General features: G+C 70.3%; 19 protein-coding genes. 13 read left to right on the plus strand and 6 right to left on the minus strand.

Going from position 1 to position 23,399, the window contains the following annotated elements; all coding sequences use genetic code 11:
- The first annotated feature begins 193 nt into the window (after window positions 1–193).
- From fxsA to P8T65_RS15925, 5 genes are all read left to right on the plus strand, one after another.
- Window positions 194–364 (plus strand): FxSxx-COOH cyclophane-containing RiPP peptide, encoded by a 171-nt coding sequence (gene fxsA / locus P8T65_RS15905; protein ID WP_184899050.1) that lies wholly within the window; start codon window positions 194–196, stop codon window positions 362–364.
- A 160-nt stretch (window positions 365–524) separates the two neighbouring features.
- A complete protein-coding gene (locus tag P8T65_RS15910; protein ID WP_316726018.1) occupies window positions 525–1,826 on the plus strand; it encodes a TIR-like protein FxsC in 1,302 nt (433 codons plus the stop codon).
- Complete coding sequence (fxsT, locus tag P8T65_RS15915) at window positions 1,816–5,787, plus strand: FxSxx-COOH system tetratricopeptide repeat protein (RefSeq protein ID WP_316726019.1); 3,972 nt, start codon at window positions 1,816–1,818, stop codon at window positions 5,785–5,787. Before P8T65_RS15910 ends, fxsT begins: the two co-directional genes overlap by 11 nt.
- A gap of 90 nt (window positions 5,788–5,877) precedes the next feature.
- Window positions 5,878–7,158 (plus strand): FxsB family cyclophane-forming radical SAM/SPASM peptide maturase, encoded by a 1,281-nt coding sequence (locus P8T65_RS15920; protein WP_316726020.1) that lies wholly within the window; start codon window positions 5,878–5,880, stop codon window positions 7,156–7,158.
- Window positions 7,155–8,204, plus strand: coding sequence for an aKG-HExxH-type peptide beta-hydroxylase (locus P8T65_RS15925; protein ID WP_316726021.1), 1,050 nt, complete (start codon window positions 7,155–7,157; stop codon window positions 8,202–8,204). The genes P8T65_RS15920 and P8T65_RS15925 overlap by 4 nt, the downstream gene beginning before the upstream one ends.
- A 275-nt stretch (window positions 8,205–8,479) precedes the next feature.
- Here P8T65_RS15925 and ychF read toward each other — a convergent pair whose 3' ends face one another.
- A complete protein-coding gene (ychF, locus tag P8T65_RS15930; protein WP_316726022.1) occupies window positions 8,480–9,568 on the minus strand; it encodes a redox-regulated ATPase YchF in 1,089 nt (362 codons plus the stop codon).
- A 453-nt stretch (window positions 9,569–10,021) separates the two neighbouring features.
- On the opposite strand from ychF, the gene P8T65_RS15935 reads away from it, so the two are divergent.
- Entirely contained in the window at window positions 10,022–10,489 is a 468-nt protein-coding gene (locus P8T65_RS15935; protein WP_399099015.1) for a DUF6542 domain-containing protein, read from the plus strand.
- A gap of 792 nt (window positions 10,490–11,281) precedes the next feature.
- Here the strand turns inward: P8T65_RS15935 and ppgK are convergent.
- Window positions 11,282–12,028 (minus strand): polyphosphate--glucose phosphotransferase, encoded by a 747-nt coding sequence (gene ppgK / locus P8T65_RS15940; RefSeq protein WP_316726024.1) that lies wholly within the window; start codon window positions 12,026–12,028, stop codon window positions 11,282–11,284.
- Window positions 12,029–12,169: 141 nt separating this feature from the next.
- Window positions 12,170–13,180, minus strand: coding sequence for a 4-hydroxy-3-methylbut-2-enyl diphosphate reductase (locus P8T65_RS15945; RefSeq protein ID WP_316726025.1), 1,011 nt, complete (start codon window positions 13,178–13,180; stop codon window positions 12,170–12,172).
- Window positions 13,181–13,465: 285 nt separating this feature from the next.
- On the opposite strand from P8T65_RS15945, the gene xseA reads away from it, so the two are divergent.
- The 3 genes from xseA (at window position 13,466) to P8T65_RS15960 (ending at window position 15,788) form a co-directional block, all read left to right on the plus strand.
- Window positions 13,466–14,716: an exodeoxyribonuclease VII large subunit gene (gene xseA, locus P8T65_RS15950; protein ID WP_316726026.1), complete on the plus strand. Its 1,251-nt coding sequence runs from the start codon at window positions 13,466–13,468 to the stop codon at window positions 14,714–14,716.
- A 10-nt stretch (window positions 14,717–14,726) separates the two neighbouring features.
- Window positions 14,727–15,005, plus strand: a complete 279-nt coding sequence (locus P8T65_RS15955) for an exodeoxyribonuclease VII small subunit (RefSeq protein ID WP_316726027.1) — start codon at window positions 14,727–14,729, stop codon at window positions 15,003–15,005.
- Between the two features lie 192 nt (window positions 15,006–15,197).
- Window positions 15,198–15,788 (plus strand): malonic semialdehyde reductase, encoded by a 591-nt coding sequence (locus P8T65_RS15960; protein ID WP_184898986.1) that lies wholly within the window; start codon window positions 15,198–15,200, stop codon window positions 15,786–15,788.
- A gap of 98 nt (window positions 15,789–15,886) precedes the next feature.
- Here the strand turns inward: P8T65_RS15960 and P8T65_RS15965 are convergent, their stop codons facing one another.
- The gene (locus P8T65_RS15965; protein ID WP_316731602.1) at window positions 15,887–16,396 is read right to left on the minus strand and encodes a DUF4245 domain-containing protein; all 510 of its coding nucleotides are present in this window, start codon (window positions 16,394–16,396) and stop codon (window positions 15,887–15,889) included.
- Between the two features lie 134 nt (window positions 16,397–16,530).
- On the opposite strand from P8T65_RS15965, the gene glpX reads away from it, so the two are divergent.
- Entirely contained in the window at window positions 16,531–17,565 is a 1,035-nt protein-coding gene (gene glpX / locus P8T65_RS15970; protein WP_184898984.1) for a class II fructose-bisphosphatase, read from the plus strand.
- A 91-nt stretch (window positions 17,566–17,656) separates the two neighbouring features.
- Here the strand turns inward: glpX and P8T65_RS15975 are convergent, their stop codons facing one another.
- The gene (locus P8T65_RS15975) at window positions 17,657–18,034 is read right to left on the minus strand and encodes a WhiB family transcriptional regulator (protein WP_184898982.1); all 378 of its coding nucleotides are present in this window, start codon (window positions 18,032–18,034) and stop codon (window positions 17,657–17,659) included.
- A gap of 184 nt (window positions 18,035–18,218) precedes the next feature.
- Window positions 18,219–18,941 carry a DUF1707 domain-containing protein gene (locus P8T65_RS15980; protein WP_316726028.1) on the minus strand — a complete coding sequence of 241 codons (723 nt, stop codon included), beginning with the start codon at window positions 18,939–18,941 and terminating at the stop codon, window positions 18,219–18,221.
- A gap of 189 nt (window positions 18,942–19,130) precedes the next feature.
- Between P8T65_RS15980 and P8T65_RS15985 the strand changes: the two genes are divergently transcribed.
- The 3 genes from P8T65_RS15985 to P8T65_RS15995 all read left to right on the plus strand — a co-directional run bounded on the left by P8T65_RS15985 (window position 19,131) and on the right by P8T65_RS15995 (window position 23,203).
- Window positions 19,131–20,798 carry a fumarate hydratase gene (locus P8T65_RS15985; RefSeq protein ID WP_316726029.1) on the plus strand — a complete coding sequence of 556 codons (1,668 nt, stop codon included), beginning with the start codon at window positions 19,131–19,133 and terminating at the stop codon, window positions 20,796–20,798.
- 212 nt (window positions 20,799–21,010) lie between these two features.
- The gene (locus tag P8T65_RS15990; protein ID WP_316726030.1) at window positions 21,011–22,396 is read left to right on the plus strand and encodes a class II fumarate hydratase; all 1,386 of its coding nucleotides are present in this window, start codon (window positions 21,011–21,013) and stop codon (window positions 22,394–22,396) included.
- A 114-nt stretch (window positions 22,397–22,510) separates the two neighbouring features.
- Window positions 22,511–23,203 carry a DUF402 domain-containing protein gene (locus P8T65_RS15995; protein ID WP_316726031.1) on the plus strand — a complete coding sequence of 231 codons (693 nt, stop codon included), beginning with the start codon at window positions 22,511–22,513 and terminating at the stop codon, window positions 23,201–23,203.
- Window positions 23,204–23,399: the final 196 nt, after the last annotated feature.

Genomic DNA, 23,399 nt, shown 5'->3' on the forward strand with positions numbered 1-23,399 from the left:
TTCTCCGGCCAGAACTGCTACAACCGATCACCGTCGACAAAGGGCACGAATTTCCTGGCACCGGGCGTCGGACTGCGTATCAGAGCTGCTTTTGGGCATTAGGCTCTCTCAAGTCGCCCGGTGCTCCGGCGTGGCACCGGACAACAGGCACGCCCGCCGAAGTCGGCGCGTGCGGGGTAGAAAGGCACTGCAGGTGCTGAGAGAGACGAGCGGCTCCGAGTACGTCTCGGACCTGGTGGACATCACCGACCTGCCCATGGACGCGTTGGACGACCTGCCGGACACGGTCCTCGCGTCGGTGCTCCACGACGTGCGCTTCCCCTCGGGCGAGAGCTTCGCCGCGTTCTCGTCGGCCCTTCTCTGACGCACCGGCAGCCCGTCTCGCCTCCTTTCGGCCAACTACGATCCGTCCCTCCGCGGTGAGTTGAGCCTCCGCCCCGCTGGGTATCACGTTGCTACGCACGTGTCCCGGCTCTCAGGCGCGGTGAAACGCCTGCGGCCGGATACGGCGGCCGGGGGGTGCTTTGGAGAGAGAGCCGTACTTCTTCCTCAGCTATGCGCGCCGGGACGATCGTGGCAGCGCCTTCGTGGGCCGTTTCTACGACGACCTGGTCGCGGAGCTGAGCCGTCTGGGCGCGGACTGCAGCGGACAACAGCCGTTCCTCGACATCGAGCGGATCGGCCTGGGCATGGACTGGGAGAGCACGCTCGGCAGCGAGATCGGGCACTGCCGGGCCGTGGTGGCCCTGTGCTCGCCCGGTTACGTCAACAGCCTCTACTGCGGCAAGGAATGGGCCGCGTTCGAGTCCCGGCTGCTGAGGTATCGCGAGCAGACCGACATAGAGGTTCCGGCGCTCATACCGGTCCTGTGGACCCCCCTGCACCATGCGATGCCGCCGGAGATCAGCAAGTACCAGTACTTCGAACCGGCGATGGGCCAGGAGTACCTGGAGCAGGGTCTGATGGGGTTGCTGCGTTCGGCCCCCGGGGGCCGCGCCTACCGCGCCGTGCTGGAACTCGTCGCGAAGCGGGTGCACCACGTGGCCGATCACTTCCGGCTGCCCCGCGCGCCGGGCCTCGACCTCGGGGCCGTGCGCAGCCCCTTCGAAGGACGGGAACCCGCGGGGCCGGGGAGACACAGTACGGGTCACGTCCGGATGTTCATCGCGGCGGGCGTCACCGACCCCCTGCCCGCGGGCCGGCAGCGGCGCGAGTACTACGGGCCCTCACCGCTCGACTGGACGCCGTACCACCCTCCGATCCATCCCACCGTGGCCCTACGGGCTCAGCGCGTCATCATCGACGAGGGGTGCACGACCAGTCTGGAAGTCGTCGACCGGGGCCTCGGCGAGAAGCTCGACGAGGCCATGTACAACAACCAGACGTCCGTGCTGCTCGTCGACGCGTGGGCGGCCCGGGAAAGCCAGTACCGCGCTCCGCTGTCCGACTACGACCGGCAGAACCACCCCGTCACCGGCGTCCTCGTACCGTGTCACGAGACGGACGAGGAATCCGGTGACGAGACGCTGTGGACCGACCTTCAACAGGTCTTCAGACGGAACTGGATGCGGCGCAACGACCCCTACGATCCGCTGTTCCAGGTCCAGGTCGAAAGACATCGGTTCGAGGACCGGCTGGCCCGCATGGTGGTGGTCGCCCAGAACCGTCTCATGGAGAAGGCCGCTCCGCGGCGGCTGCCCGCCGCACCGTCGGTACCGCCCATGCCTGGACTCAGTGTCCCGTACACACCACCGCCCAGCACCGACGATCCGACCGAGCAGCCGGGTCGTACCCCCCTGCAGAAGGATCAGGACGATGAGCTCTGAGGCCGAGGCTCGGGACGCCGGCAGGATAGTCACCTTCTACTCCTACAAAGGTGGCACAGGCCGCACGATGGCCCTGGTCAACGTCGGTTGGATCATGGCCAGCAACGGCAAGCGGGTGCTGCTGGTCGACTGGGACCTCGAAGCTCCCGGCCTGCACCGCTATCTGCGCCCTTTCCTCCTCGACCCGAAGCTGCGGGACACCGACGGCCTGATCAACATGGTGAACGCCTTCGTCGGACAGGTGATACGCCCCGGGGAGCCGCCTGATTCCGGCGCCGAGACCACGGTGATGAGCGACGACGAACTGCGGTCCCACGCACGGCTCGGCGCTCGCACCACCGGCCTGGACCTTCGGTTCCCCGCGGGTGGCCGGCTCGACTTCCTGCCCGCGGGGCGCATGTCCCCCTCGTACTCCGCGGACGTCACCAGCTTCAACTGGCGCGCGTTCTACGAACGCCTCGGCGGCGGTGCCTTCCTCCAGGCACTGCGGGAGGAGATGAAGGCCTCGTACGACTACGTCCTCATCGACAGCCGCACGGGTGTCAGTGACATCTCGGGGATCTGCACCACCGTGATGCCGGACGTCCTCGTCGACGGGTTCGTGCTGAACCACCAGAGCATCGAGGGCGGCCTGGACGTCGCGCAGTCGGTGGCCTCGGAGGCGCGCCACCCCGTACGCATCCTCCCGGTCCCCATGCGGGTCGAGGACGGCGAACAGGAACTGCTCGAATGGGGCCGGGACCTGGCTCGTGCCGAGTTCGGACCGTTCCTCGCCTGGCTGGCCGAGCCGGAGCACGAACAGTACTGGGGAGAGGTCGAGATCCCCTACAAGAAGTACTACGCCTACGCCGAGATCCCGACCACGGTCCGGGACCGGCCCTCCCAGCCGGGCAACCTGCTCGCGGCTTTCGAGCGGCTCACCGCGTGGGTCACCGACGGCCGGGTGCGATCCCTCGTCCCCCATCCGGAGGAGGAGCGGCAGCGGATGCGTGCCGCCTACCTCGACCCCAGGACGTCGTGGCCGCGCATCCACGTCAGCTACGCCTCGGCCGACCGCATGTGGGCGGAGTGGATCGCGGCCCGGCTGGAGGGCATCGGATACCAGGTCTCTCTGCACAGCGCCGCCGAGCCGGGCGCCGGGGCACTGCCCGAGGTCACCCCCGTCCTGAAGGGACGCGGACGGCTGCTCGCACTGCTCTCCCCCGAGTACATGGTGCAGCGGCGCGCCCAGGACGTCTGGAAGCAGTTGCGAGGTCATCAGAGCGCCGACGGAGCACTGCTGGCGGTGCGCGTCCAGGAGGGCGAAACCACTGCTCGGGATCCCTTCGGGGGGCGGTACGCCGCCGACCTCACCCACTGCACCCCCGAGGAGGCCGAGGCCCAGTTGCTGTCGGTCGTCGGCCCGGTCCGCCGCGCCCGTATCCCGGGCAGCGTCGCACCGGCTCCCGGCTCGCCCGCCCCGCCGTTCCCCGGCACGTCCCCCGCGGTGCAGCGCGTCCCCTCCAGGAACGTCTCCTTCACCGGCCGGGGTTTCCTGCTGGAGCGGCTGCGCAACGGCTTCACCTCCGGCAGCACCACCCAGGTCCTCTACGGACTCGGAGGCGTAGGAAAGACGCAAATCGCCCAAGAATACGCACACCGATTCAAAGCGGCCTATGACGTGGTCTGGTGGGTAACCGCCGCGCAACCCGGTCTGATCCGCCCGGCCCTGGCCGATCTCGCGCCGCGTCTCGGCCTGGAGGTCGGCGAGGACATGGTGAGCACCGCGGAGTCGGTGCTGAGGGCGCTGCGCCGGGGGGAACCCTTCGACCGCTGGCTCCTGGTCTACGACAACGCCGGACGCCCCGAACAGCTCGCGGAGTTCATCCCGACCGGGCCGCCCGGCGGACACGTCCTGCTCAGTTCCCGTGACCGGACCTGGGTGAACGACGCGGGGCTGGTCGAGGTCGAGGTGTTCCAGCGCCAGGAGAGCACCGACCTGCTGCACCGCCTCAACACCGGGCTCACGGCCTCCGACGCCGACGAGGTGGCCAGGGAGCTGGGCGACCTGCCGCTCGCGGTCGCCCAGGCCGCGGTGTGGCTGAGCGAGAGCAGCATGCCGGTGGCCACCTATCTGGAGCTGCTCAGGGGCCGCCTCACCGAAGTGCTGCAGACGACCCGGCTGCCGCAGCGGGACTACCCGCGCTCCGCCGCGGCGACCTGGAACCTGGCGGTGGACGAATTGCGCCGGGTGAACCAGGCGGCGGCCGAGATGCTGGAGATCTGCTCCTTCTTCGGACCCGATCCCATTCCGTTGCGACTCCTCTACAGCAAGGCCGTCACCAAGGCGTTGACCCTGCCGCCGGGTGAGCCGCGCGACGAGATGGCGGTGGCCCAACTCGTCCGGGCGATCAACCGGTTCGGCCTGGCCAAGAGCGACCAGAGCAGCGCGACCCTCACAGTGCACCGACTGGTGCAGGCCGTCATCCGCGACCAGGTCGACGAGACACGCACACCACAGGCCCGCGGTGTGGTGCACGCCGCGCTGGTGGACGCCGACCCGGGCGACCCCGACGTACCGGGAGACTGGGACCGCTATGCGGAACTCCTTCCCCATCTGCGGCCCAGCCTGGCAGCCGAGAGCCCGGACCCCGAAGTGCGCAAGTGGGTCACCGATTCCGTGCGATACCTGTGGAAACGCGGCCTGCACACGGATGGCCAGGAGCTCGCGGAACGCACGCTGGCCCGCTGGAAGGCGTGCGGGATCGGGCACCCCGACGACCCACAGACCCTGATGCTGCGCATCCAGCTCGGCAACGTGCTCCGCTCCAGGGGGCGGCTGGAGACGGCGTACGAGATCGACCACGACACCTTCGAGCGGTTCCACCGCACCAAGGGCCCGGACTACGCGCACACGCTCGCTGCCGCCGGGAACGTCGCCGCCGACCTGCGTGCCCTGGGCCGCTACCTCGAGGCCCGGGAGCTCGACCGTCAGACCCTCGACGGAGCCCTGCGGACACTGGGTGACGACCACCCGCGCACGCTGATGTACACCAACAACCTCGGTATGTCGGAGTACCTCGCGGGCGATCGCCGGGCGGCCCTGGATCTCCACGAACTCGCCTACCGGCAGCAGAGCGAGGCTCGCGGCCGGGACAACTTCTACTCCCTGCTGTTCGCCAGCAACTACGCCCGGGATCTGCGGGAGACGGGGAGCCTGAGGGAAGCCCTGGACCTGCTGCGCGCCACCGTCCAGTGGTACGAACAGACCCTCGGGGACAGCCATATGGAGACGCTGAGGACGCGCCGCAACCTCGCCGTGGCGCTGCGTCGGGCGGGTGACTACGAACAGGCGAGAAAGATCGACGAGGACATCCACTCCCGGTACGTCGAGGCGCACGGCACGGAGCACACGGACACGCTCGCCGCGGCCTGCGGTCTCGCCTGCGACCTGGCGGCGCTCGGGGAGCCACAGCGGGCACGACAGCTGGCCGAGCGGGCGATGGACCGCTACAGCGCCTACCTGGGCGCGGAACACCCCGTCACGCTGGCCTGCGCCACCAACCTCTCGGTGTACCGGCGACTGACGGGCAGTACGGAATCCGCCTGCGAGCTGTCCCACAGGGCTCTGCACCAGATGTCACGGATCGTCGGGGAGAGTCACCCGTACAGCCTCAGCTGCATGATCAATCACGCGAACGACCTCTTCCTGGCGGGCGACCTGGAGCAGGCGGTCGAGTGGGACCGGCGTGCGCGGCGGTACTTCCTCGACATCCTGGGGCCCGACCACTACGACGCCATCAGCATCACCTCCAACCTGGGCCTGAGCCTGCGGGCGTTCGGCCGCACCGAGGAGGCGGGGCAGTTGGCGGAGGAGGCCGCGCTGAGGGCCCGGGAGAAGCTGGGCGAGGCACACCCCACGACCCGGGCGATTCTGTCCGGGAAACGACTCGACTCGGACATCGAACCGCCGACCACCTGATCAGAGGACGTCATCCGCCCCGCGAGCCACACGGCGTCCCCGGGGTACCTATGATGGCCTCTTTCCTCCGCCGCCGCAGCAGAGCGATCGATGCCGATGTCCGCCACCAACGCCCCACCCGCCGCGCCCTCCGTGCACTCCGCACCGGACAGCGGGACGGAGGCCGTGCCCTTCCGACAGTTCCTGCTGAAGGTGCACAGCCGGTGCAACCTGGCCTGCACCTACTGCTACATGTACGAGGCGGCCGACCAGAGTTGGCGGCAACGGCCGAGGAGCATGGCTCCGGCGACGGTACGGCGGGCGTCGCGGCTGATGGCCGAACACGCCACGGAGCACGCGCTGTCCGAGGTGCATGTGGTGCTGCACGGCGGCGAGCCCCTGTTGGTCGGAGCGCAGTACCTGGAAGATCTCCTCGGGACGGTCACGGATGCCCTGGCCGGGATCGCCACCCCGCGCTTCTCCCTGCAGACCAACGGCATCCGGCTCGTCGAGGACCCGCGCCTGCTCCCCGTACTCGACCGTCACGGGGTCCGGATCGGGGTGAGCCTGGACGGCACCCCCGCAGCACACGACCGGCATCGGCGGCGGGCCGACGGAAGAGGCAGTTACGCCGCCACCGCACGCGCGCTCGAACTGCTGAGGGACCCGGCCCACCGGCACCTGTTCGCCGGCCTGTTGTGCGTGATCGATCCCACCACCGACCCGCTGGAGACGTACGACGCGCTCCTGCGGTTCGCTCCGCCCCGGCTGGACCTGTTACTCCCCCATGGGACCTGGCAGGCTCCGCCGCCCGGCCTCGACGCGCGGATCTCCCCGCCCTCGGCCGCGCCCGCGCCGGGCGCGGCCGCGTGCTCCACCCCGTACGCCGACTGGCTGTGCACGGTCTTCGACCGCTGGTACGGCGCCCCGCGCAGGGAAACCGGCATCCGGCTGTTCGAGGAGATCATGGTGCTGCTGCTCGGCGGCACCGCCCGCAGCGAGGTGGTCGGCCTCACACCCGTCGACCTCGTCGTCGTCGAGACCGACGGGGCGATCGAGCAGGCCGACTCGCTCAAGGTCAGCTATCCCGGGGCCCCCGAGACCGGGTTACACGTGTTGCGCGACACCTTCGCCGACGCCGCCGCGCATCCATCCTTCCGTGCCCGGCAGCGAGGGCTGGGCGGGCTCGGCCCGGTCTGCCGCTCCTGCACCCGCTCCCGCGTGTGCGGCGGCGGCCTGTACGCCCACAGATACGCTCCCGGAGCCACTCCGGTCTTCTCGGCGCCCTCCGTGTACTGCGACGACCTGTCGGTACTGGTCGACCACATCGGCGCCCGGCTGCGCCAGGACGTCGCCGCGCTGGCCGTGCCCCGACGGAAGGCGTCCCGATGAGAGCGCACACCGTGCCCGCCCCCGTCTTCACGGCTCTGGCCCGCGCCCGCGGTGGTGCGCCCGCCGTGGATCTGCTGCGGAGCGGGCAACTGAGCAAGCGCATGCTGATGGTGCGAGCGTTGCGCCAGGCGGCGCACGGGCATCCGGACGAAGGCGCCACGGTGGCGGTGTACCGCGGCCTGGTCGAACTGAACCGGCGGGACCGCGCGGCTTGGCGCGAGGTCATGCTGCATCCGTATCTGGACGAGGGTCTGAACCGCGCTCTCATCGCGCTGGATCGCGGGGGGCCTGCGGACCTGCGGTGGCTGGAACAGCTGATGGTGGACCCGGGCCGACGGGCATGGCAGCACGTCGAAGCCGTCTGTGACGGCGCGGCACTCGAACTGCGGCTCGCCGACCGTGGCCCCTTCCGTGAGGCGCACGGGCACGAACTCGCCGAGCCCCTCACCCCCGGGCAGGTTCGGGAGTGGACACGAGCGCTGGATGCGGCCTGGACGGTGCTCGCGCGGCGGCACCCCTGGCACGCCCAGACCATCGCCGCGGGCCTGACCACAGTGGTGCCGCTGCTTCCCCACCCCGACGGCACCGAGGTGAGCTCGGCAGCCCGTCGCGCCTTCGGGGCCGTCGCCGCTTCCCTCCCCGAGGACCCGGTGCTTCTCGCGCTGACCCTTGTGCACGAGTTTCTGCATGTCCAACTCGGCGCACTGCTCGACCTGTTGCCGCTGCACGGTCCGCCGACGGAGGCCCGCTACCACGCACCGTGGCGGCCCGATCCGCGGCCCGCCGGAGCGCTGCTCCAGGGAACGTACGCGCATCTGGGTGTGACGGACTTCTGGCGCACCGAACTCGCCTCCGGGGCGGGAGGCGAGCGCGCCGGGCGCGAGTACGACACCTGGCGCGAGCACACCGAGGCGGCCGCCCGCACGCTGCTCGCGAGCGGCGAACTCCTGCCCGCGGGCGAGCGGTTCGTGACGGAGCTGCGCGAGGCCGTGCGCCGTCCCGCGCGGGCGGAGGCGTCGCACGGCAGCGGCGGACCTCACTCATGACCGCCACGGACCGGGGCTCCAGGCCGGGGTCACCTTCCTCGTACACCCCGCCCCGAGTACCGCCTGGCCCGCCTCCAGCGGCGCGGAGACCATGCTGAGCGCGCTCTCGGCTCTACCGGCTGTTCGATCTCGCCCGTCGCGTTCGTCGCCGGACGGCTGGCGGACCGGGCCGCCGGGCAGTGACCGTTCGGGCGGGGCAGGGGCACTGACGGTGCCCCTGCCCCGCCCGGTCACGAACCGCGCGCCGGATCAGCGGCGGAGTGGCAGGCCAGCCGCTACACGTTGAAGCGGAATTCGACCACGTCCCCGTCCTGCATGACGTAGTCCTTGCCCTCCATGCGGGCCTTGCCCTTGGCGCGGGCCTCGGCCACCGAGCCCGTTTCGACCAGGTCGGCGAAGGAGATGACCTCCGCCTTGATGAAGCCCTTCTGGAAGTCGGTGTGGATCACGCCGGCCGCCTCGGGGGCCGTCGCGCCCTTCTTGATCGTCCAGGCGCGGGATTCCTTGGGGCCGGCCGTGAGGTAGGTCTGCAGGCCCAGGGTGTCGAAACCGACCCGGGCGAGGGTGGCGAGGCCCGGCTCCTCCGCGCCGACCGACTCCAGGAGCTCCATCGCGTCCGCCTCGTCCAGCTCGGCGAGGTCCGCCTCCAGCTTGGCGTTGAGGAAGATCGCCTCGGCCGGGGCCACCAGCGCGCGCTGCTCGTTCTTGAAGTCCTCGTCGGTCAGCTCGTCCTCGTCGACGTTGAAGACGTAGAGGAACGGCTTGGTGGTGAGCAGGTGCAGGTCGTGGAGGAGCTCCTCGTTGCCGGAGCCCTGCACGATGCCCTGCGAGAAGAGGGTGTCGCCCCTCTCCAGGATCTCCTTGGCGGCCTCGACGGCGGCGACCTTCGGCGCGATGTCCTTCTTGATGCGCGACTCCTTCGCCAGGCGCGGCAGGACCTTCTCGATGGTCTGCAGGTCGGCGAGGATCAGCTCGGTGTTGATCGTCTCGATGTCGTCCTTGGGCGAGACCTTGCCGTCGACGTGGACGACGTTCTCGTCCTGGAAGGCACGGATGACCTGGCAGATCGCGTCCGACTCGCGAATGTTCGCGAGGAATTTGTTGCCGAGGCCCTCGCCCTCGCTGGCGCCGCGCACGATGCCCGCGATGTCGACGAAGTCGACCGTCGCCGGGAGGATCTTCTGCGAGCCGAAGATCTCGGCCAGCTTCGTCAGGCGCTCGTCCGGGACGCCCACGACGCCGACGTTCGGCTCGATCGTGGCGAACGGGTAGTTGGCCGCCAGCACGTCGTTCTTGGTCAGGGCGTTGAACAGGGTCGACTTGCCGACGTTGGGCAGACCGACGATTCCGATCGTGAGCGACACGTTTGCGACTTCCCGTACGTAGAAGGGCCAGGCGGCCGGGGCTGGAGCGGCTGGGCCTGGGGCCGGCCCGGAGCCTGTCCGCGGATCGTGCCCCAGCGGCCGGAGGGCCGGCCGATCCCCCAGTTTACGGCGTACCGGCACCCGCCCCGGCGACGTATCGAACGCTTGGCCAAGGTCCGCTCGACGGCGTGTCTGTGAACCCATTCGGCACATTAACCGACCTAAGTTGGGCGAGTGGACCAGCAGCAACGGACATACCCCCCGCAGCCCTCTCGGACCGGGCCGCGCCGCGGCGTCTCTCCGCTTCCGCCGCAGGCCGGCGGAGGGAGCCGGGTTCCCGGCGCGGGGGCGCCACGTCGAGCTCCGGTCGCGCGCGGGCCCGTGCCGCCTCCGGTCCGAGCGGTGCGGAGTGTCGCGCGAGCTGTACGGGGCGCCCGCCGGGCCGTGCGTCGGATGCCGGAGCCGCGTCTCACCGGGCTGGGATGCGGGGTGTTCTGCGGAGTGTCCATGTTCGTGCTGGCGGGGCTGGACCGGCTGCTCCTCGGTTCCTCCGCCACCGTGTACGGCGTGCTGTTCCTGCTGGTCAGCGCGTTGGGTGCGGGGTGGGTGCGGCGCGGTGACCTGGCGAGCGCTCCCGTCGTCGTGCCGATCGCCTACGCGGTGGGGCTGCCGTTGCTCACCGAGGGCGAGGGCGGGCTCGGGGGGCATCTCATGGCCCTGGTCACCGCCCTCGCCATGCAGGCCGGCTGGCTGTACGGCGGCACGCTCGCCGCCGGGGTGATCGTGACCGTGCGCAAGCTGCGACTGATGTCCCGTCGGGCCGCCGAGCGGGACCGGCCTCCGTCCGACCACCGGCCCATGGGGCCCCGGACGCCGAGGCCTCCGGCCCAGCCGCGCCGTACCGTCCCTCGAGGCCGCTGAGCGCTCCGCGCGAGGGCCGCGTCCGGGGGTCCGGGGGGCGTGCGGCTGCGGCGTCGTCGGGGTCGGTTGCGCAGTTCCCCGCGCTCCTTCGGGGAGTGCCGTCCGGCGCAGAAGGCCAGCCCTCCCGGGGCCCGACCGACCCGCCGTCATGCGACTGCCGCGCCGTCGGAGCGGGGCGCGCAGTTCCCCGCGCCCCTTCGGGGAATGCCGTCCGGCGCAGAAGGCCAGCCCTCCCGGGGCCCGACCGACCCGCCGTCATGCGACTGCCGCGCCGTCGGAGCGGGGCGCGCAGTTCCCCGCGCCCCTTCGGGGAATGCCGTCCGGCGCAGAAGGCCAGCCCTCCCGGGGCCCGACCGACCCGCCGTCATGCGACTGCCGCGCCGTCGGAGCGGGGCGCGCAGTTCCCCGCGCCCCTTCGGGGAATGCCGTCCGGCGCAGAAGGCCAGCCCTCCCGGGGCCCGACCGACCCGCCGTCATGCGACTGCCGCGCCGTCGGAGCGGGGCGCGCAGTTCCCCGCGCCCCTTCGGGGAATGCCGTCCGGCGCAGAAGGCCAGCCCTCCCGGGGCCCGACCGACCCGCCGTCATGCGACTGCCGCGCCGTCGGAGCGGGGCGCGCAGTTCCCCGCGCCCCTTCGGGGAATGCCGTCCGGCGCAGAAGGCCAGCCCTCCCGGGGCCCGACCGACCCGCCGTCATGCGACTGCCGCGCCGTCGGAGCGGGGCGCGCAGTTCCCTGCGTCTCTGGTGGGTGCCGTCGTACGAAAGTAGGCGTGGGCCTTCGCCGGCCCCCTCGCTACTCGGCCTTTGCCGCTCTCATCGCCGCTCCCACGATGCCCGCGTTGTTCTGCAGCTGGGCCGGGACGATCTCCGCCCTGATGCCCTCGATGAGGTGGAGGAACTTCGCGGACTTGCGGCTGACGCCGCCGCCGATGATGAAGAGCTCGGGCGAGAAGAGCATCTCGACATGCGCGAGGTACTTGGTGACGCGCTTGGCCCAGTGCTCCCACGTCAGCTCGTGGTCCTCCTTGGCCTTGGTGGAGGCGCGGGTCTCGGCGTCGTGGCCGTGCAGCTCCAGGTGGCCGAGCTCCGTGTTCGGGACGAGGACCCCGTCGGAGAAGACGACGCTGCCGATGCCCGTGCCGAAGGTGAGCAGGATGACCGTGCCCTGCCGGTCGCGCCCGGCGCCGAACTGGACCTCGGCCACACCCGCGGCGTCCGCGTCGTTCACCACGGTCACCGGCAGCCCGCCGATCCGCTCGCTCAGCAACGCGCGTGCGTCGACGTCGATCCAGCTCTTGTCGACGTTGGCCGCCGTACGGATCGTGGCACCGCCCGTGACCACGCCGGGGAAGGTGATGCCGACCGGGCCGGTCCAGCCGAAGTGGCCGACGACCTCCTTGACCCCGTCGGCCACCGCCTCGGGCGTCGCCGGGTGCGGGGTCAGCACCTTGTACCGCTCGTCCGCCAGGTCGCCCAGGTCCAGGTCCACGGGAGCGCCCTTGATCCCGGAACCGCCGATGTCCACGCCGAAGATGTGCATGGCCCTACGTTACGTCGTACGACTGACAGTCACGTTCGCGAGGTCGCCCACCGCCGACGGCGGTCGGAATCCTCACCTCGCCGGACGGGTACGGCCCCGGAACCTTCACGTTCCGGGGCCGTACGCGCGCGTGCGGAGGGATCAGGCGCCCTGGCCGGTGCGCTCGGCGACCAGGGAGGCCGCCTCCTCGCGCAGGTCGCGGCGGAGTTCCTTGGGCAGGGAGAAGGTGATCGACTCCTCGGCGGCCTTCACCAGTTCGACGTCCTCGTAGCCGTGCTGGGACAGCCACTCCAGGACCTCCTCGACGAGGACCTCCGGCACCGAGGCGCCCGAGGTGACGCCGACGGTCTCCACGCCCTCCAGCCAGGCCTCGTCGATCTCACTGGCGAAGTCCACGAGGTACGCCTCGCGGGAGCCGGCGAGCTTGGCCACCTCGACGAGGCGGACCGAGTTGGAGGAGTTGCGGGAGCCCACCACGATGACCAGCTCCGCCTGGGCGCCCATCTGCTTCACGGCGAGCTGACGGTTCTGCGTGGCGTAGCAGATGTCGTCGCTGGGCGGCGAGACGAGCAGCGGGAACTTCTCCTTGAGCGCGCCGACGGTCTCCATCGTCTCGTCGACGGACAGCGTGGTCTGGGAAAGCCAGACGATCTTGGACGGGTCTCGGACCTCGACCTTGGCGACGTCCTCGGGGCCGTCGACCAGCTGGATGTGGTCCGGCGCCTCGCCCGAGGTCCCGATGACCTCTTCGTGTCCCTCGTGCCCGATCAGAAGGATGTCGAAGTCGTCCTGCGCGTACCGGATCGCTTCCTTGTGGACCTTGGTGACCAGCGGGCAGGTCGCGTCGATGGTGGCGAGCTTGCCGCGCGCGGCCTCTTCATGGACGGTCGGGGCGACGCCGTGGGCCGAGAACATGACGATGTTGCCCTCGGGGACCTCCTCCGTCTGCTCGACGAAGATGGCGCCCTTCTTCTCCAGCGTCTGCACGACGTACTTGTTGTGGACGATCTCGTGGCGGACGTAGATCGGGGCCCCGTACTGCTCCAGGGCCTTCTCGACGGCGATCACCGCGCGGTCGACACCCGCGCAGTAGCCGCGCGGGGCGGCGAGGAGGACACGGCGGCGGCCAGGCGAAGCGGTCATGTCTTCCATCGTAGGGGGTTCCCGGGCGGGGGCTCCGCCGTGGGGCGGGGGCGCCCGATAGCTCGGGAGTTCGCATGTTCTGGCGGGTACGGGTGCGTGGGGCTTCTCGCGCAGTTCCCCGCGCCCCTGAGAAACAGGGGCTGCGCCCCGTGCTCTTCAGGCCCGCAGGGGCCTGGCTCTTCAGGGGCGCGGGGAACTGCGCGGGCAACCACGACCCACTCGCGCCCACCAGAACACGCGAACCCCCGAGCTGTGCGGGCGGCCTTGTCCGAACCCCCCGCTACGCTCGGCCGCATGGCTCTGAACACGTCCGCCGAATCCCCCCTCCCCGTCGGCGAGGTCTCCCGCCTCATCGGCGGCTGGATCGATCGGCTCGGCGCGGTGTGGGTGGAGGGGCAGATCACCCAGTTGTCGCGGCGCCCGGGCGCGGGCGTCGTGTTCCTCACGCTGCGGGACCCGTCGCACGACATCTCCGTGGGCGTCACCTGCTACCGCCAGGTGTTCGACGCGGTGGCCGACGTCGTGAGCGAGGGCGCCCGGGTCGTCGTCCTGGCGAAGCCGGAGTGGTACGCGCCGCGTGGGCAGCTGTCGTTGCGGGCCACCGAGATAAAGCCGGTCGGGGTCGGTGAACTGCTCGCCCGGCTGGAACAGTTGAAGAAGTCGCTGGCCGGCGAAGGGCTCTTCGCGCCCGAGCGGAAGAAACCGCTGCCCTTCCTGCCGCAGCTCATCGGCCTCGTGTGCGGCCGCGCCTCGGCCGCCGAGCGGGACGTGCTGGAGAACGCCCGGCACCGCTGGCCGGCCGTCCGCTTCGAGGTGCGCAATGTCCCCGTGCAGGGCGTGCACGCGGTGCCGCAGGTCGTGCAGGCGGTGAAGGAGCTGGACGCGATGGAGGGCGTGGACGTCATCGTGGTGGCGCGCGGCGGCGGCAGCGTGGAGGACCTGCTGCCCTTCTCCGACGAGCAGCTCGTACGGGCGGTCGCGGCCTGTCGTACGCCGGTGGTGTCGGCGATCGGGCACGAGCCGGACACCCCGTTGCTGGACTACGTGGCGGACCTGCGCGCGTCCACGCCCACCGACGCGGCCAAGAAGGTCGTACCGGACGTGGGCGAGGAGTACGAGCGGGTGCGGTGGCTGCGGGACCGGGCGCGGAGGTGCGTGCAGGCGAGCGTGGAACGGGAGGAGCGGGGGCTGGCCCACGCGCTGGCGCGTCCCTCGATGGAGGACCCGCACCGCATGATCGACGAACGCGCCGACCACGTGGCGTCGTTGCTCGACCGGGGGCGCCGCTGCCTCGGGCACCATCTGGACCGCGCCTCCTCGGAGTTGACGCACACGCACGCGCGCGTGGTGGCCCTCTCCCCCGCGGCGACGCTCCGGCGGGGATACGCGGTGCTGCAGAAGGCGGACGGGCATGTGGTCCGCGCCCCCGGCGAGGTGGGACCGGAGGAGCCGTTGCGGGCGCGGGTGGCCGAGGGCGAGTTCGCCGTCCGGGTCGACGGAGCGGGGGCCGTGCAGGAGACCGGCACTGTCGGAGGGGACGCATAGGGTGGGCCGTATGACCAGCAACGTGAGTGAGGCCGAGGGGACGAGCGAGGCCGCCGGGGTCTCGGAGATCGACCGCGCCCTCGGGTACGAGCAGGCGCGGGACGAGCTGATCGAGGTCGTCCGGCGCCTGGAGGCGGGCGGTACGACGCTGGAGGAGTCCCTCGCCCTCTGGGAGCGGGGCGAGGAGCTGGCCAAGGTCTGCCGACGCTGGCTCGACGGAGCCCGAGCGCGGCTGGACGCGGCGCTGGCGGAGGGCGAGGAGAGCGAAGGGCACGCCGAGTCCGGCTGACCTCCTCTTGACGGCTCTCCCAGCAACACCTCTCACCTGTGGAGCCACTGTTCTCACCTGCGGCGTCACTGTTTACACCTTTGGAGCCACTGTGAAGCGGCTCACCACAGCCCACTTTGATTGAAAGTTGAATTTTTCTGCCGTACGGTGGGGACGCACACCTCGCACCGCCCGACGCACGAAGGTTGTTCCATGTCGCTCGTTCTCGACCCCGCCGCCCAGGACCTGCTGTTCCGTGAGGCCCACACCGCCAACACGTTCACCGACGAGCCGGTGAGCGAGGAGCAGGTGCAGGCGATCTACGACCTGGTCAAGTACGGCCCGACGGCCTTCAACCAGACGCCGCTGCGCATCGTCCTGGTCCGCTCCGCCGAGGCTCGCGCGCGTCTCGTGCCGTACATGTCCGAGGGCAACCAGGCCAAGACGGCGACCGCCCCGCTGGTCGCGATCCTCGCCGCGGACAACGAGTTCCACGAGGAACTGCCGACCCTGTTCCCGGCATTTCCGCAGGCCAAGGACCTCTTCTTCGCCGAGCGCGCGGCGCGTGAGTCCGCGGCCGGGATGAACGCCGCCCTCCAGGCCGCGTACTTCATCATCGGCGTCCGCGCCGCGGGCCTGGCCGCCGGTCCGATGACGGGCTTCGACTTCGCCGGTGTCCAGAAGGAGTTCCTGGACGACGACCACACCCCGCTGATGGTCGTCAACATCGGCCGGCCGGGTGAGGGCGCCTCGTACCCGCGCTCCCCGCGCCTGGACTTCGACCACGTCGTCACCACGGTCTGAGCCCCACCGCAGGCATGACGAAGGGCCCCGGCGACCTCGCCGGGGCCCTTCGCACGTCTCGTCCCACCGCTCGCGCGGTCTCTCCGTCCGAGCGCCGGTCACTCCGTCCTGAGCGCCTCGGCCATCTTCGTCAGCTGCGCGAAGGACGCGGAGCCGGTGACCACCGTGGTGGAGTCCGTGCCCTCCAGGACCAGGGCGTCGTAGCGGCCGCCCTCGTAGCGGGTCCAGGTCTCGTCGCCGATCTCCTGCGTGGTCCCGGTCTTCTTCGCGTCCTGCGTGGCGTCCGCGATGAACCGGGACGGCTTCTCGGCGGACTGCTCGATCCCCACGTACTGCCCGTCGGGATCGTGGAACCCGAGGTGCCACCGGTCGGACTCGTCGCCCCGGAAGCGGACGGAGGTCGCCTTCCAGTCGGCGGGCAGACCCTCGGGCGCGGCCACCGGATAGGACGCCGCGCGCCGTGCCGTCAGCAGTTCGACGCGGTAGTCGACGCGCTTGGGCTCCTGCTCGGTCTCGTCATGCGGGATGAAGAGATAGATGACGCACGCCGCCAGCACGATGAGCCCCAGGGAGAGGACCATGTCGCGAACGGTCTGCTTGCCTTTCATACCTGCCACGCCCTCATCGTCGCAGGTGCCCTGGTCTGCTCATCCGTGGGGTCCCCTGCTCATTCTGTCGAACTGACGATAGAGTCGAACGGAACCCTCATCCGGCCGTCGCCGTATCAGAAAGGTGCGTTCCGATGACCGAGAACCATCATCTGCCGTCCGAGCTCGAAGTCCCCTCCGAGGCCCCCGACCGCAACCTCGCCCTGGAACTCGTACGGGTGACCGAGGCGGCCGCGATGGCCGCGGGCCGCTGGGTCGGCCGCGGGGACAAGAACGGGGCGGACGGAGCGGCCGTGCGCGCCATGCGGACCCTCGTCTCCACCGTGTCCATGAACGGTGTCGTCGTGATCGGGGAGGGCGAGAAGGACGAGGCCCCGATGCTCTTCAACGGCGAGCGCGTCGGTGACGGCACCGGCCCGGAGTGCGACATCGCCGTGGACCCGATCGACGGCACGACACTGACGGCCAAGGGCATGACGAACGCGATCGCCGTACTGGCCGCGGCCGACCGGGGCACGATGTTCGACCCGTCGGCCGTCTTCTACATGGACAAGCTGGTCACCGGTCCCGAGGCGGCCGACTTCGTCGACATCGACGCTCCGATCTCGGTGAACATCCGACGGGTGGCCAAGGCCAAGCGGTCCGCCCCGGACGATGTGACCGTGGTCATCCTGGACCGGCCCCGGCACGAGGGGATCATCAAGGAGATCCGGGAGGCCGGGGCGCGGATCAAGCTGATCTCCGACGGTGACGTCGCCGGCTCGATCCTCGCGCTGCGTGAGGGTACGGGCGTCGACCTGCTGCTCGGGGTGGGCGGTACGCCCGAGGGCATCATCTCGGCCTGCGCGGTGAAGTGCCTCGGCGGCACGATCCAGGGCAAGTTGTGGCCGAAGGACGACGCGGAGCGGCAGCGGGCGATCGACGCGGGGCACGACCTGGACCGGGTGCTGACGACCGACGACCTGGTGTCCGGGGAGAACGTGTTCTTCGTGGCCACGGGGATCACCGACGGTGAGTTGCTGCGTGGGGTGCGGTACCGGTCGGAGACCGCGACCACCGACTCGATCGTGATGCGGTCCAAGTCGGGGACGGTGCGGCGGATCGATTCGACGCACCGGCTGAGCAAGCTGCGGGCCTACAGCTCCATCGACTTCGAGAAGGCCAAGTAGGTCGAGCTCGCCCCTGACGGGGCGCTGCCCCTCGACACCGACAGGGCGCCCTCTTGTACGGAGAGGGCGCCCTCTACGGTGTCGGCGGGGTTCAACCCGCCGCCGCTATCGTCCCGTTCGCCCGCGCGGCCTTCTGCAGTTCGAGGTCGCGGCGGCGCCTGCGGGCCAGCACCACCCGGCGCTCGGCGGCGGTGAGGCCGCCCCAGACACCGTAGGGCTCGGGTTGCAGGAGTGCGTGTTCCCGGCACTCGACCATGACGGGGCAGCGGGCACAGACTCGCTTGGCGGCCTCCTCGCGGGAGAGCCGGGACGCAGTGGGTTCCTTGGAGGGGGCGAAGAACAGCCCGGCCTCGTCACGCCGGCACACGGCCTCCGTGTGCCACGGGGCGTCCTGGTCCCTGTCTCGCACTGGCACCCGCTGGGGCGGTACAGCAGCGACCTGCAGGGACGAATGCGGCGGATGCAGCACGGTCTACTCCTGACGACGGCTTCGCGAGCGAGAGACGATGCAGCAAGGGATACCCGCTGTGCGCGGGCCTATGCACTGAGTCCCGAACCGCTGGAATTCGTTGTCAACACCGCGTGGTCACCACCGGATCGGCACCGGATCGGATCCCTTCGGAGCTGTCCGGGCGTGGTCGAATTCACAAGCGTCAACGATCCATGCGTTTGCGCAAATGGTCGTCGACCTTGCGGGCCACATGGTCGGTGACCCGGCCGAGGAGGTCCGCGATCACCTTCCCCCGCTTGGGCTTGGCCTCGACGCTCCCGAGGACCGCGAGTCCGTCCACATAGACCACGGGGGCGTCGGTCTCGCCCGAGTCCAGCGCGTCCACCGTGAAGTCGCCGAGGATGCCGCCGCCACTGCCGCGCAGCGAGACGTTCTCCGGAACGCGGATCTCCACGCTGCCGAAGACGGATATCACCTTGATCATCACCTGGCGGTGCTCGAAGAGCGCCTCGCTCAGGTCCAGCTCGACACTGCCGAATATCGCGTAGGCGTGGATACGGCGGCCGGGCCGCCAGCGGCCCTTGCGCGTGGAGGCGCTGAAGACGGCGACCAGGCGGTCGTCGGGGTCGACGGGGATGGCGCCGGGCGTCGGCCGGTTGGGCACGGAGGAGACGGCCGGCACATAGACCGGGCCCGCCTTGCGGGCCTGGCCGGCCGGCAGGTCCCGTACGAAGACGTCCAGCTCGCCCACCGTCTTCGCGGCGAGCACGCCCTCGACCCGCTCGGCGTGCTCGTCGGCGGTGAGACGGCCCTCGGCGAGGGCGTCGCGCAGGAGGTCGGCGATCCGGTCGCGGTCGGCGTCGGAGGCGCGCAGCTCGGCGGCGGACAACGGCGGTTCCTGGGTGGGGCGCTTGTGAAGGTCCACGGCAGCAGCGTACCCACTCGCGATAGATCGCGACCAGGGGTGTGGACAACTCGGGACCGGCGAACTGAGCCTTACCTCACAAGCCCGCCCCGCGAGCCAGGTCCTACGCTGGTGGACGCTGCCGATGGAGGCCAGCCGCGCCGTCTTGTCGAGCGCCGAGCGCCGAGTGCCGAGTGAGGAATGGGCGACATGCCTGAGTTCGAGTACACCGATCTGCTCCCCATGGGAGAGGACACCACCCCGTACCGGCTGGTGACCTCCGAGGGTGTCTCCACCTTCGAGGCCGACGGGCGGACGTTCCTCAAGGTGGAGCCGGAGGCGCTGCGCAAGCTGGCCGCCGAGGCGATCCACGACATCCAGCACTATCTGCGTCCGGCGCACCTCGCGCAGCTCCGTCGGATCATCGACGACCCCGAGGCGTCGAGCAACGACAAGTTCGTCGCGCTGGACCTGCTGAAGAACGCGAACATCGCGGCTGCCGGTGTGCTGCCCATGTGCCAGGACACCGGTACGGCGATCGTGATGGGCAAGCGCGGGCAGAACGTGCTCACCGAAGGCGGCGACGAGAGGGCCCTCTCCCAGGGCATCTACGACGCGTACCTGAACCTGAACCTGCGCTACTCGCAGATGGCTCCGCTCACCATGTGGGAGGAGAAGAACACCGGGTCGAACCTGCCGGCGCAGATCGAGCTGTACGCGACCGACGGCGGCGCGTACAAGTTCCTCTTCATGGCCAAGGGCGGTGGCTCCGCCAACAAGTCGTTCCTCTACCAGGAGACGAAGGCCGTCCTCAACGAGGCCTCCATGATGAAGTTCCTGGAGGAGAAGATCCGTTCGCTGGGTACGGCCGCCTGTCCGCCGTACCACCTGGCGATCGTCGTGGGCGGTACGTCCGCCGAGTACGCGCTGAAGACCGCGAAGTACGCCTCCGCGCACTACCTGGACGAGATCCCGGCCGAGGGATCGCCGCTCGGGCACGGCTTCCGGGACAAGGAGCTGGAGGAGAAGGTCTTCGAGCTGACGCAGAAGATCGGGATCGGCGCGCAGTTCGGCGGCAAGTACTTCTGCCACGACGTGCGGGTCGTCCGGCTGCCGCGGCACGGCGCCTCCTGCCCCGTCGCGATCGCCGTCTCCTGCTCGGCCGACCGCCAGGCCGTCGCGAAGATCACCGCCGAGGGGGTCTTCCTGGAGCAGCTGGAGACGGACCCGGCGCGGTTCCTGCCGGAGACCACGGACGAGCACCTTCAGGCCGACGGCGACGTGGTCGAGATCGACCTCAACCAGCCGATGGACGACATCCTCGCCGAGCTGACCAAGTACCCCGTGAAGACGCGGCTCTCGCTCTCCGGGCCGCTGGTCGTGGCGCGCGACATCGCGCACGCCAAGATCAAGGAGCGGCTCGACGCGGGCGAGGAGATGCCGCAGTACCTCAAGGACCACCCCGTGTACTACGCGGGACCGGCGAAGACCCCCGAGGGGTACGCGTCGGGCTCGTTCGGTCCGACGACGGCCGGGCGCATGGACTCCTACGTGGAGCAGTTCCAGGCGGCGGGCGGCTCCAAGGTGATGCTGGCGAAGGGCAACCGGTCGCAGCAGGTCACGGACGCGTGCGGGTCGCACGGCGGCTTCTACCTCGGCTCCATCGGCGGCCCCGCCGCGCGCCTCGCGCAGGACTGCATCAAGAAGGTCGAGGTCGTCGAGTACGAGGAGCTCGGCATGGAGGCCGTATGGAAGATCGAGGTCGAGGACTTCCCGGCGTTCATCGTCGTCGACGACAAGGGCAACGACTTCTTCAAGGACCCGGCCCCGGCGCCGACGTTCACGTCGATCCCGGTGCGGGGGCCGGGGCTGGCGTAGTGCCTTCGGGGCGGCGTGGGATGAATCCCGCCCCCGCCGCCCCTACCCGTCCCATCCCGGGCGCTGCGCCCCTTCGACCCCGCTGGGACTCCGCCCCCGACCCCGTTCCGGTCTGAACGGCCTCGTCCTCGAACGCCGGACGGGTTGATCCGGGCCCACCCTCATGGCCTACCGCCGGGAACACCACGGGCGGTCGGGACGCTGTACCCGTCATGAGTGACTACCGCGTCGAACACGACTCCATGGGCGAGGTCCGCGTGCCGGCGGACGCCAAGTGGCGGGCCCAGACCCAGCGGGCGGTCGAGAACTTCCCGGTCTCCGGGCAGCGCATCGAGCGCGCCCACATCGAGGCCCTGGCCCGGATCAAGGGCGCGGCCGCGAAGGTCAACGCCGAACTGGGTGTGCTCGACAAGGACATCGCCGAGGCCATCCGGGAGGCGGCCGAGGAGGTCGCGGAGGGCCGCTGGGACGAGCACTTCCCGGTGGACGTGTTCCAGACGGGCTCCGGGACCTCGTCGAACATGAACACCAACGAGGTCGTCGCCACCCTGGCGAGCGAGCGGCTCGGACGGGACGTGCACCCGAACGACCACGTCAACGCCTCGCAGTCGTCCAACGACGTGTTCCCCTCCTCCATCCACATCGCCGCCACCGCCGCCGTCACCCGTGATCTGATCCCCGCGCTGGAGCATCTCGCCGACGCCCTCACCCGCAAGTCCGTGGAGTTCGCGGATGTCGTGAAGTCCGGTCGTACGCATCTCATGGACGCCACACCGGTCACTCTCGGCCAGGAGTTCGGCGGGTACGCGGCCCAGGTGCGGTACGGGATCGAGCGGCTCACGGCCTCGCTCCCCCGGCTCGCCGAACTCCCCCTGGGCGGAACGGCGGTGGGGACCGGCATCAACACGCCGCCCGGGTTCTCCGCGGCCGTCATCGCGGAGGTCGCGCGGACCACCGGGCTGCCGCTCACCGAGGCGCGGGACCACTTCGAGGCGCAGGGCGCGCGGGACGGGATCGTCGAGACCTCCGGGCAGCTCCGGACGATCGCCGTCTCCCTCACCAAGATCGCCAACGATCTGCGGTGGATGGCGTCGGGCCCGAGGACCGGTCTCGCGGAGATCGCCCTGCCCGACCTCCAGCCCGGCTCCTCGATCATGCCGGGCAAGGTCAACCCGGTGATCCCGGAGGCCGTGCTCATGGTCGCCGCGCAGGTCACGGGCAACGACGTCACGGTCACCACGGCCGGCGCCTCCGGCAACTTCGAGCTCAACGTCATGCTGCCGGTCATCGCCAAGAACGTCCTGGAGTCCGTCCGGCTGCTGGCGAACGTCTCGCGGCTGCTCGCCGACCGGACCGTGGACGGGATCGTCGCGAACCGGGAGCGGGCCCGCGAGTACGCCGAGTCGTCCCCGTCCGTGGTCACCCCGCTCAACAAGTACATCGGGTACGAGGAGGCCGCGAAGGTCGCCAAGAAGGCGCAGGCGCAGCGCAGGACCATCCGGGAGGTCGTCCTGGACGGCGGGTACGTCGAGGGCGGCGACCTGACACTGGAACAGCTCGACGAGGCACTGGATGTCCTGCGGATGACGCGGCCGTGACCGGACGGCGGGTTCCGGCCTTCGTGGGTGTCACCCGGGTAACCGATTCCCGCCAAGGCGTGAACCGTGACCGGTACCGCAGCGTCATATGCGCATGACACCTAATATCTGCGCATGGGAGACGACGGAGTGGTGAGACGAGTGGAAGCGGGCGGGTCGGCGGCGTTCTGGGAGCCGGGGAGTCAGATCCTGTGGCGTTACCGGGAGAACAGCGGCGAACGCTTCCATATCGCGCGTCCCGTCACGGTGGTGCGCGACGACGCGGAGCTGCTGGCCGTGTGGATGGCACCCGGTACCGAGTGTGTACGGCCCGTGCTGGCGGACGGTGCCTCGCTGAACTCGGTCCCCCTCGCGTCCCGCTACAAGGAGCCGCGCGGCGTACGGCTCGGCAGATGGTCGGGCTCCGGAGTGCTGAAGCTGGCGCGGCCGGGAGAGCCGTGGTCGGTGTGGCTGTTCTGGGAGCAGGGTTGGCGTTTCAAGAACTGGTACGTCAACCTGGAGTCGCCGCTGGCCCGTTGGGGCGGCGGCGTGGACTCCGAGGACCACTTCCTGGACATCTGCGTGTATCCGGACCGAACGTGGAACTGGCTCGACGAGGACGAGTTCGCGCAGGCCCAGCAGGACGGTCTGATGGATGCTCAGGCGGCGGAGCGGGTACGGGAAGCGGGGCATTCGGCCGTGGAGGTGATCCACGCGTGGGGCGCGCCGTTCTCGGACGGCTGGCAGCACTGGCGCCCGAATCCGGCGTGGGGAGTACCGTCTCTCCCGGACGACTGGGACCGTACGCCCGCGCACTTGTCCTCATGAGACCCTTGATGCGCCCCCGGTCCGCAACCGTAGGATCGTCCTCCGCAATGGTTCACAGGGGCAACTCCCGCAGTTCGGGCAGGGCTTGACCGTACGTCACCGAGGGGCGGCAAGACGTGATCAAGGGGTACGAGGGTTACACCGGGACGAGCCGGAGACGGCCCGACGGACGGGCAGTACTGTCGTTCGCCGAGCC

This window comes from Streptomyces sp. 11x1 (assembly GCF_032598905.1).
GTDB lineage: Bacteria > Actinomycetota > Actinomycetes > Streptomycetales > Streptomycetaceae > Streptomyces.